A 13,821-nucleotide genomic window follows, 5' to 3' on the forward strand; every position below is an offset into this window, starting at 1 on the left:
TGGTGACTATGGGGGCTGATTTCCGCCGGTAGTCGGGGTGGGGGGTTCCTACCGTCGAGGTATGGAACTTGATCTCGTTTCCCCGACGCGGGGCACGGTGTTGCGGACGCCGGTGGTGTGGTTCATGGCGGTGGCGGCGGGGGTGGGCACCGCGAGCATGTATCCGTTGCAGCCCGCTGTGGCGGGGGTGGCGGGGGCGCTGCGGGTGTCGGTGGCGGCGGTCGGGGTGGCGTTGGCGTGCGGGCCGATCGGATATCTGGTGGGGCTGGCGTTATTGGTGCCGCTGGTGGATCGGGTCGCGCCCCGGGCGGTGGTGTCGGCCCAATTCGGGGTGCTGGCAGGGGCTTTGGCCTGCACCGCGCTGCTGGGGTCGGTGTGGTCGCTCGGGGTGGTGGTCGGGGTGATCGGGGCGGCGTCCTCGGTGGGGGCGCAATTGAGTTCGCTGGCGGGGCGTTTCGCGCCGCCGGGGCGGCGGGCCACCGTGCTGGGGATCGTGACCGCGGGGATCTCGGCCGGGATTCTGGCGGGGCGCATCGTCGGTGGCTGGCTGGCCGACGCGCTGGGGTGGCGGGGCATGCTGCTGGTGTTCGCGGCGGCGTGTCTCGTGATCGCCGGTGCGGCCCGGGTCGTGCTGCCCGTCGCGCAGCCGACCGTCGCCACCGGCTACCTCGCGTCGCTGCGCGGCATGCCGGTCTTGTTCCGCCGCTACCCGGTGCTGCGGTCGGCGGCCGGCCGAGGTTCGCTGTGGTTCTTCGCTTTCTGCGCGATCTGGGCGGGCATCGCGGTGGCGCTGTCGCAGCCGCCGTTCTCGTATTCCGCCGAGCGCATCGGCCTGTACGCCTGCGCGGGACTGCTGGGCATCCTCGCCACCCGCGTCTCGGGGACGTGGACCGGCCGGGTGGGAGCCCGCCGTGTCATCCTGGCCGGCTTGGTGCTGGCGGCCGCGAGCGCCGCGACATTGGCGCTGTGCCTGCCGAATACGGCGCTCACCCTGCTGTGCCTGGGGCTATTCGACGCGGGCCTGTTCGCCGCCCAGGTGGCCAACCAGAGCACGGTGCTGGCCATCGACCCCGCTGCTCCCGCCCGCTTCAACAGCGCCTACATGGTCGTCTATTTTCTCGGCGGCAGCCTCGGCACCGCGTTCGGGGCGGCCGCCGTCGGCTGGTTCGGCTGGGCGGTCGCGGCCGTGCTGGCCGCCGTCGCGATCCTGCTCGCCGCCGCCCTCAGCCTGCGTACCCCGTAAGGGTCACCAGCTGCCGGCGAACAGGGCCGCCAGGGCCGGGGCGGGGTCGGCGGTGGTGGCGATGTTGGCGACCGTGACCGCGATCATGGCCGCCGACAGGAGCATCGCGGCGACTCCGAACGACAGCAGGAGTCGCCGCGTTCTGCGTTGCGCTGGAGGGGTTTTCGTGGATCGCTTCCACAGCACCGCTGACGCGACGATGCAAGCGGTGGCGACGAGTCCGGCGAGGACGGCCATGACCAGGTGGTACAGGGCGAACTCGTCGATCATCGCCTGGGTGGCGGGCTGGGGTGCGCCGTGGGGGTACGCCGCCGCTTGCGCGCGGACCTGCTCGACCGCTTGCCCCAGGTCGGGGTCGCCAAAGCCGTCGGTCAGCAAGGGAAACAGCGAGCCGAACGGCGTGATCATCCCCTGAATATTGGCCATTACCAACAGCAATGAGCCCAGCGCGCCGAGCGTGACGAGCGTTCCCGCGACACCGCGGGCGAGCAGGCCGATGCCGGCGCGCTCGGTGCGCAGGAACGACTTCCACACCAGCACGGCGAGTGCCGCGAGCACGAGGAGCAGCAGCCCCGCGAACACCGCCTTGGCGACGTGGTAACCACACCAGTAATCGACGACCGACTGCAATTCCGCCGGGAATTGCCGACTTTCGGTATGCCAGTACGTCACGAACGCCGCTCGGAACGCCTCCCCGATGCCCTTCTCGTCAGCGGTCGCGCCTCGAGGCACCGGTCCGGCCAGCAGGCGCGGCGCGAGCACGAATCCACCCGCCAGCACCACCGCGAGCGCGGCCAGCGCCGCCGGCAGGCAACGACCCAGGACCGTCACGCGAGCCGGTGCAAGGGAATTCACCACTCCGATCATAGGCATCCGCCGAGATCGGACGGGTGATCCTCGGGCGCGCTCGTGTTCGAGGGCTATTACAAGAACGACATCGCGGATGCCGAGCGGTTGCGCAACGGCTGGTATTGGACGGGCGACCTCGGATATATCGACGAAGCCGGATTTCTTTATTTCGCGGGCCGAAAAGGCGACTGGCTGCGCGTCGACGGCGAGAACACCTCGACCCTGTCGATCGAGCAGGTGATTCGCCGCCACCCCGCCGTCATCGCCGCGGCCGTCTACGGCGTCCCCGATCCCCGCTCGGGTGATCAGGTGATGGCGGCGATCGAAGTGGCCGATCCGGCCGCCTTCGACGTCGCCGAATTCGCCGAATTCCTCACCGCCCAAGATGATCTCGGTAGCAAAGGCGCGCCCCGGCTGCTGCGGGTCTCGTCCGATCTGCCCGTCACCGGCTCCAACAAGGTGCTCAAACGCGAACTGCAACAGCAGCGTTGGCACACCGTCGAACCCCTCTACCGCTGGGCCGGCCGCGGGAAACCGGCGTACGAACCGTTCACCGAATCCGGCAAAACGCAACTGAGGGCGGAGTTCAGCACTTTCGGTCGCTCGAACCTGTTCTAACCCTCGGTCTGTGACCTGCGGAAGCTTTCGTTAGGCTGGCGTTATCGAAGGCTCTGCAGGGAGGGTTTGTTGTGTCTCGTAATGATGCTCATTTGTCCGACGGCGCGCCATTGCACGTCCATCTCACCGATACCGATCGCCGCATCATCGATCTGCTCATGGCCCCGTCGCGGGCCTGGTTCAGTCCGCGCTTCTACGGCATGCAGAATTTCCCGCTCGAGGGACCGGTGCTGATGGTCGGCAATCACTCGCTGGCCGGCGGCACCGATGCGCCGCTGCTCGCGCACGAGTTGCTGCTGCGGCACGATCGGCTGGTGCGGGGGCTGGCCGAGAACGTGCTCATCGATGTGCCGGGTCTGCGAGATGTGTTGCAGCGCTGGGGGATCGTGCGCGGCAATCGGCGCAACTGCACCACGCTGCTGGAGAACGGCGAAGCGGTCGCGGTGTTCCCCGGCGGCGGCCGCGAGGCCATGCGCGGCAAGGGGCAGAAGTACACGCTGCTGTGGGAGGGGCGCACCGGCTTCGCCAAGATGGCCATCCGCACCGGCGCGCCCATCGTGCCCATGGCGATGGTCGGCGGCGACGACATCTACGACATCGTCTTCGACGGCGACCACCCGGTCATGCTGCCGCTGCGCAAGGCCGTCGAGGGTCTGGGCCTGCGCTCGAACCTGACCCCGCCGCTGATCCGCGGTCTCGGGCCCACCCTCGTGCCCAAGCCGGAACGCTTCTACTACGCGCTGGGTACGCCGATCGACACCAGCCCGTGGCGTGACGCCGAGGATCTCGACGCCGCCGCGAACGATCTGCAGGTCGTGGTGAAGAAGGCCCTGGAAGAGGAACTCGCGTTCCTGCTCTCCGAGCGCGACCGCGATCGCGGCCGCAGCATGCTGGGCCGCACGCTCGGGCGCTTCGGTCTCTGACTTCCCGGTAGGTTTACCGAGGTTCAGCCCCTCCGTTCCGCGACGTCAATGGCGACCGTCGCAGTTCGGACCACTTTTCATCCCCGTGAAGTTAACCTCCGTTCGACTTTCGAGTACGGTTGTGGGCACAGGCGACGATGCCGATGTGGTCACCGTAGGAGGTTGGCGTGGAACGCACCCTTTTCGAACCCGAACACGAGTTGTTCCGGGAGTCGTTCCGTAAGTTTCTCGATCAGCATGTGGCTGCCCACCACGAGCAGTGGGAGCACGACGGCATCGTCGATCGCGCGGTGTGGCTCGAGGCCGGCAAGCAGGGATTCCTGGGCATGGCCGTGCCGGAGGAGTTCGGCGGCGGGGGCGTCAAGGACTTCCGGTACAACGCCATCGTGACCGAGGAGGTCACCAAGGGGATGTACTCGGGTCTGGGTTTCGGTCTGCACAACGATGTGATCGCGCCGTACCTGCTGGATCTGGCCAACGACGAGCAGAAGCGGCGCTGGCTGCCGGGCTTCTGTTCGGGTGAGATCATCACCGCCATCGCCATGACCGAGCCCGGCACCGGCTCGGATCTGCAGGGCATCAAGACCCGGGCGGTCAAGGACGGCGACGACTGGATCCTCAACGGCAGCAAGACTTTCATCACCAACGGCATCAATGCCGACATCGTGATCGTGGTGGCGCAGACCGATCCGTCGCAGGGGGCGATGGGCTTCTCGCTGCTCGTGGTCGAGCGCGGCATGCCCGGTTTCGAGCGCGGCCGCAACCTCGACAAGATCGGCCTCAAGGCGCAGGACACCGCGGAGCTGTCGTTCACCGACGTCCGCGTCCCCGGCAAGAACCTGCTCGGCACCGAAGGTCAGGGCTTCATCCACCTGATGCAGAACCTGCCGCAGGAGCGCCTGTCCATCGCCGTCATGGCCGCCGCCGCCATGGAAGGCTGCCTGGAACTCACCTGCCAGTACGTCCGCGACCGCAAGGCGTTCGGCAAACCCATTGGCGCGCAGCAGAACACGCGCTTCGTGCTGGCCGAACTGGCCACCAAGACCACCGCCGTGCGCGTGTTCACCGACCGCTGCATCGAACTGCTCAACCAGGAGAAGCTGACCGTCGAAGAGGCCGCCATGGCGAAATGGTGGTCCACCGAGGAACAGCTCGACCTCATCACCAAGTGCCTGCAGTTGCACGGCGGCTACGGCTACATGCGCGAATACCCGATTGCCAAGGCGTACATGGACGCTCGCGTCCAGACCATCTACGGCGGCACCACGGAAATCATGAAGGAAATCATCGGCCGCAGCCTCAAACTCGCCTGACCATGGCCCGCGCCGGTCGGCCTCGACCGACCGGCTCTTCCGGTCCCGAGGGGCTAGGCTCGGAGCGTGTCCGAACCGCACAACGAGCCAGAGCGGCTCGTCACTGTGGAGGAGTTCCTCGCTGATCCGCCCGAGACCCTCGGTGAGATCCACGACGGCGTCCTGATCGAGCGCCAGGCTCAGTCGCCGCGGCACGATCTGGTGGTGCGGCGACTGGCGGCGGCGGTGGAGTACGCCATCGACCCGTCCGGCCCGTGTCGAGAAGTGCACAGCGACACGCCGGTCCGGTTGGCCGATGGCGACGGGGACGATCCGTCGCGACGGTTGCGGGCGCGATACCCCGACGTCATGCTTCGTGACTGTTCGGAGGGGGCGTACGACCTCCAAACCGTGGCCACACAGATCCTGCTGGTGGCCGAGGTGACATCGGATGGGACGGTCGACGCAGACATCGGGATCAAGCGTGAGCTCTACGCCCGTGCCGGAATTCCGGTGTATCTGATCGTCCATTTCGACAAGAACTGGCACCAGATCACTGAAATCGAAGAATGCCGACTCGATTGGTCAGGCCGCCGCTACGTCACGCGCCACACACACGAGGACGCTCTGGTTCTGACCGACCCGGTCACCCTGGCGATAACCTTCGCCGATCTCCAGAGCCGCCTGCCACGCGCCCGGTAACTCCTGCTGCGCTCACCCGGCAATCCTGGCTGCGGCGGCGCCGGCGGGTTCGGGAGCCTCGGTCATCCCGCCCGCTCGCTTGAAATGCCCGCTCGGATCAGGTGATCCAGCAGTAGTGCCGTGGCGGCGGCGGGGTCGTCGATCTGGGGGCAATGTGCCGAGTTCGGGAGGATCCGTACGGTGGCGGATGGAAATGCGCGGCGTGCCTGGAATGCGGCTCGGTATGGGATGAGCCGGTCTCCGGAGCCGTGGACGATCAGGGTGGGTGGCGGTGTGCCTTGCGGGTAGCCGGCGTCGAACTCGCGCAGTAGCGCGCGGCCGGCGGCGAGCAGCAGGCCGATCGGGCGGGTGGCGAGGAAGACTTGCCGGAAATGGTCGACATGGTGGGGGACCGGCGCGCCACCGCGGGCGTTCACCAGGTATTGGAATCCGAGATCGACGCCTCGATTGCGGAAAGCCCAGCCTGGCAATCGGATTCGGGACAAGAACTGTTCGCGCGGGCCGAAGGGGCCGAGGCTGACGGCGATCAGTGGGGTGTAGCCGAAGCCCGGGAGGTTGTAGGTGATCGCGGCGCGGATGTTCAGAGCAGGATTCAGGGCGGCGCGCAGAGTGAGGCCCGCGCCCATCGAATTGCCCGCGAGCACAACGCCTTCCGTGCCGGTGTGTGCGCGGACCACCTCGGCGACGAAGGCGTCCAGTACCGGCAGAAAGGGCTGCCCCGTCGGCAGGCCCGGTAGCGGCGGCAGGTCGACGGCGACCGCGCGGTGACCGGCCGCCGCGAGCAGAGTGAGAACCTCCAGCCACGTTTCGGCGCGGTCGTACACGCCGTGCAGCAGCACGATCGTCGGTCCCGCGCCGTCGACCGACAGCTGTCGGGTGGGAACACCGCCGTAGTCGCGAGTCGACTCGGTTACCGGGGCGAAAGATTGAGGCGCCATTGCCTGTCTCCAATTGTGCTGGGCAAGCGTCGGTTCGACACCAGCCGCCACTAACATACACAGTGGACTGTTTGTGAAACAAGGTTGGGCTGTCGTTCGGACTGCTCGTTAGCTGTCCTGAGAGGTCAACTCGTCAGTTGAGGTGTGTGCTCGCGGGTTCCTATCGGAGGCCCACACGGGCTACTCTCCTGCATATACAATCACGGTGGAATGTATCTTCGCCGTCGGTTGCATCGGCCTCCGCCGACTACGAGGAGCGAATGAGGATCATGCTGAACTTCGGCACGCCGACCGCACTACGCGGCACCGTCGACCTGATCCGCTGTGCCGAGGTCATACTCCGGCGCGGCCTGATCGACCCGCGCAGGCCCGACGACATCCCGCGCGCACTGCGCATCGCCGACAAGGCCGGACCGTTCGCCGCCGCACTGCACAATGGCGGCCGGCGCGACCCGCACGCGCCCGCGGTGTCCGATGCGCGCGGCACGCTCACCTATGACCAGCTCGAACGCCGATCCAACGCCCTCGCGCGCGGGTTGGCCGACAACGGAATCGGGCCCGGCGACACCATCGGCGTGCTGTGCCGCGACCATCGAGGACTGCTGCTCACCGCCCTGGCCGCGGGCAAGGCGGGTATCCGGTTGGTGCTGCTGAACACCGGATTCGCTGCGCCGCAACTGCGCGACGTGGTGAGCCGGGAGCGGATCGTGGCCCTGTTCCACGACGAGGAGTTCCTCGCCCTCACCGCCGTCGTCCCCGAATCGGTGCGACGGGTGCTGAGCTGGACCGAGAGCGCGACGCCGGACCTGCCGACCCTCGAGACGCTCGCCGCCGGGCGCTCCGACGCGCGAACCGCGCTGCCGGCCCGGCCCGGAGGTCTGGTCCTGCTCACCAGCGGCACCACGGGCACCCCGAAAGGCGCTCCGCGACCGAAGGTTTCACCGTTGCAGACAGCGCAGCTGCTGGACCGCATCCCGATCCGCGCGGCGGCGCGATGGTCACCGCGGCGCCGCTGTTTCACGGCACCGGCATATCGCAGGCCACGCTCGGCATCGCGCTGGGCAAGCGAATAGTGCTGCGGCAGGCCAAATTCGATCCCGAAGCCGTTCTCGCTGCGGTCGCCGAACACCGCGCCGACACCCTCGTGGTGGTGCCGACCATGCTGGCGCGCATCGTCGATCTCGGCCCCGAGGTGCTCACCCGCTACGACACCTCGGCGCTGCGCATCATCTTCTGCGCGGGTTCGGCGCTGTCGCCGGAGCTGTGCCGGCGCACCGCCGCGGCGTTCGGCGAGGTGCTCCACAACCTGTACGGGTCCACCGAATGCGCGGTCGCCGCGGTGGCGACGCCTGCCGATCTGCGCGCGGCGCCGGGCACGGTCGGGCGGCCGCCGGTCGGCTGCCGGGTCGCGCTCTACGATGAGAATCGGCGGCGGGTGACCGAACCGGGCGTGACCGGAACCATTTTCATCTCGAGCGGGCTCAGCTTCGGCGGCTACACCGACGGCAGGCAGAAGGAGATCATCGACGGGATGCTCTCGAGCGGGGATGTCGGGCATTTCGACACCGCGGGCCGGTTGTTCGTGGATGGCCGCGACGACGACATGATCGTGTCCGGCGGGGAGAACGTCTACCCGCAGGAAGTGGAGAACCTGCTGCTGGAGCGGCCGGGAGTACTCGATGTCGGGGTGGTCGGCGTCGACGACGCCGACTTCGGAAAACGCTTGCGCGCCTTCGTGGTAGCTGCTCCCGGCGCGCGGCTGGATGCCGAGGAACTGCGCGGTTTCGTGCGAGACAACCTGGCGCGCTTCAAAGTTCCCCGCGACGTGGTGTTCGTCGACGAACTACCGCGCAATCCCACCGGCAAGTTGCTGCGCCGCAGCCTGGCGGAATCCTCCTGACGGGCCGGACTATTCGGCCGCGGCCGGCACCGCCAGCTCGGCGGTCATCATGCTCAGCAAATGCCTGCGCAGCCGCGGCCAACGGGTCTGGGCGCGTTCTCGATCGGCGTCGGCGTAGCAGTTGACGAGCATGCCCTGGATGGCGTCCTTGGCCGTCAGGGCGAGCTCGATCGCGATCTGCGGGTCGACGCCCTCGGGCGCGAGGGTGGCCGCGGTGGTCGTCATGGTGCCGAGCACGATCGGTTCGACCTTGCGCATCTCGGCGGCCAGCTCGGGATCGGTGCGGGCCGCGACCAGCAGCTCGATGGCCGCGGTGAACAGCGGCCCCTGATGCACCGCCCACAGCAGATCGATGGCCTGCTCGATCGCGTGCTGCCCCTCGCCGATTCGACCGAACTCGGCCAGCGCCTCCTCGGCGCGCCGGACGGCCAGAAATCGCACCGCCGCCGCCACCAGATCGGTACGCGACGGAAAATGGTGCAGCAGTGCGCCTCTGGTGACCCCGGCCCGGGCCGCCACGCGATGCGTCGTCGTCCCCCCGTAGCCGAACTCGAGCAGGCACTCGATTGTCGCCGCCAGCACCCGCTGCTGCGTCTCCGCACTGCGCTCCTCCTGCGTGCGGCGGGGCCGGCGCTTGGCGATCGTCTGACCGGTGTTGCTCATAGAGCGATGGTAGTGGCAATCTACCGACCGGAATGTCGCCAACAACCGCCGTTTCCGGCTTGCCGAGCACAAGAATTCCGCCTGAAGTGCGAAGATCGTTGACTACTTCGCATCCGTGACGACGGTAAGCGGGTCCCGCGTGGTGGGATCACACGGTCTCGCGCACTCGCCGATCGCCGCCCACCGCAGCTACCTGCCGAACAGCAAGCTCACGGCCGCCACACCGTCACCGGTCCCGGGAATCAATCTCCGACGGTGATCGTCAGGCGGGGGCGTTCGGACTGTTGGTCGCCGACGCGCTCCCAGATGGCCTCGATCATGGGGGACAGGAGCAGTTCGCCGAATTGGCGGACCAGGACTTCCACGATCTGGGTGGACTCTCGGCGTGAGGTCGAGGCCAGGCCCGCCTCCCGCAAGCCGGCGACTTCGCGTCGAGTCAGCTCCACGAGGGATTCGAGCAGACGCATCCGGGTTTCGGCGGGTTCCAGCACGGCGCGCCGGACGTAGTTCACGACGGCGGGGTTGTCCCGCAGCATCTGCCGTACGGCGGCGTCGCGGCCGGCCGCGGTTTCGCCGGGTTTGCCGTGGGGCGGGACCGACGACACCGCGGCGGCGAAGTAGTCGACCACGAGCTGGTCCACCGCGGCGATGAGGCCGGCTTTGGTCTTGAAATGGTGCTGGACCAGCCCGAGGGTGACCCCGGCTTCGGCTGCGACGGCGCGCAGCGAGACCCGGGATTCGCCGTATTGGGCGAACAGATCCATGGCGGCGTTGCGGATGCGCGCCTTGGCGGTCAGGTCGTCGTTGGTGGCACGTGGATTCAGCATCTGCCCTCGGATCGTCGGATGTTCGCCGATTCTACGGCCATCAGTAAACCGGTCGTTTCAGCTGTCCCCTATGAGGCTGTATCGGAAACAGGTCGACAACGACCATGACGACCACGGTAGATGCCGTCGGATTTACTATCGACCTGAATGTGGTACGTGCGTACAGTCGAATGGATGGCGCACCGAGGTGGGCGCCGGAGACTAGAGAGAGAACAACGATGTCCGTACTCTTCCCCGACTACCGCCCCAGCTGGGAGACCGACGAGCACCGCGAACTGCGCAAGCACGCGGCCGAGTTCTTCCGCAAGGAGTCCAGCCCCCACCGCGAGCGCTGGAGCAAGCAGCACGCCGTCGATCGGGAGTTCTGGAACAAGGCCGGGGACGCGGGCCTGCTGGGTCTGGACCTGCCTGAGGAATTCGGCGGCGCGGCAGGCGATTTCGGGATGCAGGCCGTCGTGCAGGAGGAGCTGGTCTACGCGCACGACAATGGCTTCGGCTTCTCGGTGCACTCGCCGATCGTGTCGCACTACATCTACAAGTACGGCAACGACGAGCAGCGGGCGAAGTGGCTGCCGGGCATCATCAGCGGTGAGCTGGTGCTGGCCATCGCCATGACCGAACCCGGCACCGGATCGGACCTGCAAGCGGTGCGCACCACCGCGATTCGCGAGGGCGACCACTACGTCGTCAACGGCTCGAAGACGTTCATCTCCAACGCCACCCACTGCGATCTGCTGGTCATCGTCGCCAAGACCGACCCGTCCCAGGGTGCGGCGGGTGTCTCGCTGATCGTGGCCGAGACCAAGGACCTGCCGGGCTTCGAGCGCGGCCGGGTGCTCGAGAAGATGGGCCAGCACGCGCAGGACACCCGGGAGCTGTTCTTCTCCGACATGCGGGTGCCCGTCGCGAATCTGCTTGGCGCGCAAGAGGGTCTGGGCTTCTATCAGCTCATGGAACAGCTGGCCCGCGAACGGCTGATCATCGCCAGCCTGTGCTCGGCGCTGGCGGAGGCCGCGGTACTCGAGGCATTGCGCTACTCGAAGGAGCGGGAGGCGTTCGGCCGGCCGATCGGCAAGTTCCAGCACAACGCCTTCACCCTGGCCGAGGTCAAGACCGAGGCGCTGGCCATCAAAACCCTCGTCGACTACGCGATTCAGCAGTACATCGACGGCAAGAACGACCCGGCCACCGCGTCGATGGCCAAGCTCTTCGCCGCCGAGACCGCCGACAAGGTAGTCGACAAGTGCCTGCAGCTCTTCGGCGGCTACGGCTACATGATGGAATACCCGATCGCCAACATGTACACGGGTTCTCGCGTGAACCGCATCTACGGCGGCACCAGCGAAATCATGAAGGAAATCATCTCCCGTTCGCTGTAGGGATCATGGACGCCGGAGGGGCCAACCTCCGGCGTCGATCCCTTGCAGCGGAAGCGATTCGGCGAGAGCGTCGGTCAGGCCGAGGCCGCAGACGCCTCCGCATCGTAGGCGGTGACCGCGCGGCGTCATCGCATCCGCGGCAGCGCTGAGAACGGGTGCCGAATACCGTCCAGCCGGTGCTCGCGGGTGCGACACTGACCGCTGTGGCGACAGCGGACGACAATGCACCGGAAGAGGTGCTCGACGAGATCGAGAAGGTGGTCGGGGCCGGGCATCCCGAACAGGTGGGGAAGTTCCAGTACTGGTTCGATGACGACCGCTGGGAATGGTCGGACGAGTTGGCGCGCATGCACGGGTACGAGCCGGGCGCGGTCGAGCCCACCACCGCACTGTTGCTCTCGCACAAACATCCCGACGATCGCGACCGGGTCGAGGCCGACTTCGTGACCTCGGTGCGCGACCACGCGCCCTTCTCCAGCCGGCACCGCATCATCGACGCCACCGGCGAGGAGCGACACGTCGTGGTGGTGTCGGATTCGGTCACCGATGACGCTGGGCGCGTGATCGGCACCGACGGCTACTACGTGGATCTGACCGATCGCGCCGCGCCGCCGGCCGATGGGCTGTTCAATCAGGCGGTCGTCGAGTTGATCGAGCACCGCATGGTGATCGAGCAGGCCAAGGGCGCTTTGATGTTGATGTACCACCTCAACGCCGATCAGGCGTTCCGGGTGCTGGTGTGGCGCTCGCAGGAAACCAATGTCCGCGTCCGCGACCTCGCTGCCCAGCTGGCGAGCGCTTTCGACACCGTCACCATCGGCGCGGCCGCCCGCAGCGAGTTCGACCACCTGTTGCTCACGGTCCACCAGCGCGGCCCGCACGAGCCCGAACCGCCCGCCGACCCGGACACCCGATGATCGCCTGTCTCGGCTAGTCCATCGGTTCCCGCTCGAGCAGGTAGAGCGGGGCTTGTCCGGTGCGTCCCAACGCGATGTCCAGACTCTCGAAGAACCGGTCGGCGTCGATGACCGCTTCCGGCGGGTGCACGCCCGGCCCACGCGCCGACCCGTCGATCACTTGCGACATGCCGACCGCCAGCGGGATTCCGGTCACCCGTGCCATGTCGCCGAGCAGGCCGTGCAGGGGATCATCGGCTGGGACATCCGGATTCAGGTGTGCCAGTACCGTCTGCGGCGTCTATGGTGGCGTCTTCCCGAACCAGGCTCTCGACAAGGACTCTGGTCGAGATCTCGGTGTCACCGAACCCATTCGCTGCCACAGTCACCTCGCTCGAGTACAGCTATCGCTTTCCGCACGTTCGGATGTGTGCCGATCGTCCACTCTACGTTCAGTCCAGCCGCGGGCCAAACCTTCGACGGCGCCGGCGCGAACCTTCGGATGCCGGGCGGACGACGCCCGGTCGGCCGGCAGAAGGGGACATCCGTGAGACTACGACGATCGCTCGCGACAGCGCGGTGGGCCATGGCGGTATGCGTGTGCGCGGGAATGGCGGCCGGGATCGGTGACGCCACCGCCGATCCTGGCGGCGCCCGGGTCGTTTCGGTGCAGGGGCTCGGCGACCGCGACGAGATGGTGGGCGTGTACTCGCCCGCGATGGACAAGACGATCCCGGTACGGGTGATCCGGGCGGCCACCGCCGCGCCGCGGCCGACGCTCTACCTGCTCAACGGTTCCCAAGGCGGCCCGAACGGCAGCGGATGGGACACGCAGACCGATGCGATGGACTTCTTGCGCGGCAAGGACGTCAATGTCGTCAATCCGATCGGCGGGAGCGGTTCGTACTACACCGATTGGGTCCGTCCGGATCCGGTGCTGGGAGTCAACAAATGGCAGACCTTCCTCGACGAGGAGCTGCCGCCGGCGATCGAGGATTTCCTGGGGGCCAATGGAACTCGCGCCGCGGTGGGGGTGTCGATGAGCGGGACGTCGGTGCTGAACCTAGCGATCGCCAAGCCCGGATTCTGGCAGGGGGTGGCGTCCTACAGCGGGTGCGCCCAGACCTCGGATCCGGTGGGGCAGCAGTACGTTCGGATCACCGTGGAGAACTGGTCCGGCGCGCAGAGCGTGGAGAACATGTGGGGCCCGCTCGATGGCCCGCTGTGGCGCGCCAACGACCCGCTGCTCAATGCCGATCGGCTGCGGGGTACCGCGATCTATCTGAGTTCGGGCACCGGAATCGCGGCCGCACCGCATGACACGCTCGGTGATCGGCGCGTCGCGGAGGGTCTCATCCCGCTGCCCGTGCAGATCGCGTTCGGCGGACCGATCGAGGCCGCCGTGCACGCCTGCACCGTGAACTTGACCGACCGGCTGCACGAGCTGAATATCCCTGTCACGGTGGACAATCGGCCCGTCGGAACCCACTCGTGGGGCTACTGGGAAGACGATCTGCACAATTCGTGGCCGTTCCTCGCCGGCACTCTCGGCATCCCGTCCTGACAGGTGTTTTCGACCGCTCCGGGTAGT

12 protein-coding genes and 2 pseudogenes are annotated in these 13,821 nt (G+C 67.4%); 9 read left to right on the forward strand and 5 right to left on the reverse strand.

All coding sequences use genetic code 11. From position 1 onward, the window contains the following. Nucleotides 1-61 precede the first annotated feature (61 nt). The gene (locus tag D7D52_RS14540) at nt 62-1,243 is read left to right on the forward strand and encodes an MFS transporter (RefSeq protein WP_120736847.1); all 1,182 of its coding nucleotides are present in this window, start codon (nt 62-64) and stop codon (nt 1,241-1,243) included. 3 nt (nt 1,244-1,246) lie between these two features. On the opposite strand, the gene D7D52_RS14545 is transcribed toward D7D52_RS14540, so the two are convergent. Then, nucleotides 1,247-2,110 carry a hypothetical protein gene (locus D7D52_RS14545; RefSeq protein WP_162958318.1) on the reverse strand — a complete coding sequence of 288 codons (864 nt, stop codon included), beginning with the start codon at nt 2,108-2,110 and terminating at the stop codon, nt 1,247-1,249. A gap of 30 nt (nt 2,111-2,140) precedes the next feature. On the opposite strand from D7D52_RS14545, the pseudogene D7D52_RS14550 reads away from it, so the two are divergent. From D7D52_RS14550 to D7D52_RS14565, 4 genes and pseudogenes are all read left to right on the forward strand, one after another. Further along, nucleotides 2,141-2,710 (forward strand): annotated as a pseudogene (locus D7D52_RS14550) (AMP-binding enzyme); the annotation flags it as partial. Between the two features lie 71 nt (nt 2,711-2,781). Beyond that, nucleotides 2,782-3,633 carry a lysophospholipid acyltransferase family protein gene (locus D7D52_RS14555; RefSeq protein WP_246023863.1) on the forward strand — a complete coding sequence of 284 codons (852 nt, stop codon included), beginning with the start codon at nt 2,782-2,784 and terminating at the stop codon, nt 3,631-3,633. 167 nt (nt 3,634-3,800) lie between these two features. Then, nucleotides 3,801-4,946 carry an acyl-CoA dehydrogenase family protein gene (locus D7D52_RS14560; RefSeq protein WP_120736853.1) on the forward strand — a complete coding sequence of 382 codons (1,146 nt, stop codon included), beginning with the start codon at nt 3,801-3,803 and terminating at the stop codon, nt 4,944-4,946. 66 nt (nt 4,947-5,012) lie between these two features. Next, nucleotides 5,013-5,627 (forward strand): Uma2 family endonuclease, encoded by a 615-nt coding sequence (locus tag D7D52_RS14565; RefSeq protein ID WP_120736855.1) that lies wholly within the window; start codon nt 5,013-5,015, stop codon nt 5,625-5,627. Nucleotides 5,628-5,689: 62 nt separating this feature from the next. On the opposite strand, the gene D7D52_RS14570 is transcribed toward D7D52_RS14565, so the two are convergent. Then, a complete protein-coding gene (locus D7D52_RS14570; protein WP_162958319.1) occupies nt 5,690-6,565 on the reverse strand; it encodes an alpha/beta fold hydrolase in 876 nt (291 codons plus the stop codon). A gap of 269 nt (nt 6,566-6,834) precedes the next feature. On the opposite strand from D7D52_RS14570, the pseudogene D7D52_RS14575 reads away from it, so the two are divergent. Then, a pseudogene (locus tag D7D52_RS14575) lies at nt 6,835-8,465 on the forward strand (acyl-CoA synthetase). Nucleotides 8,466-8,474: 9 nt separating this feature from the next. Here D7D52_RS14575 and D7D52_RS14580 read toward each other — a convergent pair. Together D7D52_RS14580 and D7D52_RS14585 are read right to left on the reverse strand one after the other, a co-directional pair. Continuing rightward, nucleotides 8,475-9,128 (reverse strand): TetR/AcrR family transcriptional regulator, encoded by a 654-nt coding sequence (locus D7D52_RS14580; RefSeq protein ID WP_120736859.1) that lies wholly within the window; start codon nt 9,126-9,128, stop codon nt 8,475-8,477. A 242-nt stretch (nt 9,129-9,370) separates the two neighbouring features. Beyond that, nucleotides 9,371-9,955: a TetR/AcrR family transcriptional regulator gene (locus D7D52_RS14585; RefSeq protein WP_120736860.1), complete on the reverse strand. Its 585-nt coding sequence runs from the start codon at nt 9,953-9,955 to the stop codon at nt 9,371-9,373. Nucleotides 9,956-10,173: 218 nt separating this feature from the next. Between D7D52_RS14585 and D7D52_RS14590 the strand changes: the two genes are divergently transcribed. Both D7D52_RS14590 and D7D52_RS14595 read left to right on the forward strand, forming a co-directional pair. After that, nucleotides 10,174-11,334 carry an acyl-CoA dehydrogenase family protein gene (locus D7D52_RS14590; protein WP_120736863.1) on the forward strand — a complete coding sequence of 387 codons (1,161 nt, stop codon included), beginning with the start codon at nt 10,174-10,176 and terminating at the stop codon, nt 11,332-11,334. Between the two features lie 155 nt (nt 11,335-11,489). Next, nucleotides 11,490-12,251 (forward strand): PAS and ANTAR domain-containing protein, encoded by a 762-nt coding sequence (locus D7D52_RS14595; RefSeq protein WP_246023864.1) that lies wholly within the window; start codon nt 11,490-11,492, stop codon nt 12,249-12,251. 13 nt (nt 12,252-12,264) lie between these two features. Here D7D52_RS14595 and D7D52_RS38525 read toward each other — a convergent pair whose 3' ends face one another. Beyond that, nucleotides 12,265-12,456 carry a hypothetical protein gene (locus tag D7D52_RS38525; protein ID WP_120736864.1) on the reverse strand — a complete coding sequence of 64 codons (192 nt, stop codon included), beginning with the start codon at nt 12,454-12,456 and terminating at the stop codon, nt 12,265-12,267. Nucleotides 12,457-12,816: 360 nt separating this feature from the next. On the opposite strand from D7D52_RS38525, the gene D7D52_RS14610 reads away from it, so the two are divergent. Beyond that, nucleotides 12,817-13,794 (forward strand): alpha/beta hydrolase, encoded by a 978-nt coding sequence (locus D7D52_RS14610; RefSeq protein ID WP_120736866.1) that lies wholly within the window; start codon nt 12,817-12,819, stop codon nt 13,792-13,794. Nucleotides 13,795-13,821: the final 27 nt, after the last annotated feature.

This window comes from Nocardia yunnanensis (assembly GCF_003626895.1).
In the GTDB taxonomy this organism is placed as follows: Bacteria; Actinomycetota; Actinomycetes; order Mycobacteriales; family Mycobacteriaceae; genus Nocardia; species Nocardia yunnanensis.

Coding starts and splice junctions, on each gene's coding strand:
- D7D52_RS14540 (WP_120736847.1), top strand. CDS start 62: ATGGAACTTGATCTCGTTTCCCCGACGCGGGGCACGGTGTTGCGGACG.
- D7D52_RS14545 (WP_162958318.1), bottom strand. CDS start 2,110: ATGATCGGAGTGGTGAATTCCCTTGCACCGGCTCGCGTGACGGTCCTG.
- D7D52_RS14570 (WP_162958319.1), bottom strand. CDS start 6,565: ATGGCGCCTCAATCTTTCGCCCCGGTAACCGAGTCGACTCGCGACTAC.
- D7D52_RS14580 (WP_120736859.1), bottom strand. CDS start 9,128: ATGAGCAACACCGGTCAGACGATCGCCAAGCGCCGGCCCCGCCGCACG.
- D7D52_RS14585 (WP_120736860.1), bottom strand. CDS start 9,955: ATGCTGAATCCACGTGCCACCAACGACGACCTGACCGCCAAGGCGCGC.
- D7D52_RS14590 (WP_120736863.1), top strand. CDS start 10,174: ATGTCCGTACTCTTCCCCGACTACCGCCCCAGCTGGGAGACCGACGAG.
- D7D52_RS38525 (WP_120736864.1), bottom strand. CDS start 12,456: ATGGCACGGGTGACCGGAATCCCGCTGGCGGTCGGCATGTCGCAAGTG.
- D7D52_RS14610 (WP_120736866.1), top strand. CDS start 12,817: ATGGCGGTATGCGTGTGCGCGGGAATGGCGGCCGGGATCGGTGACGCC.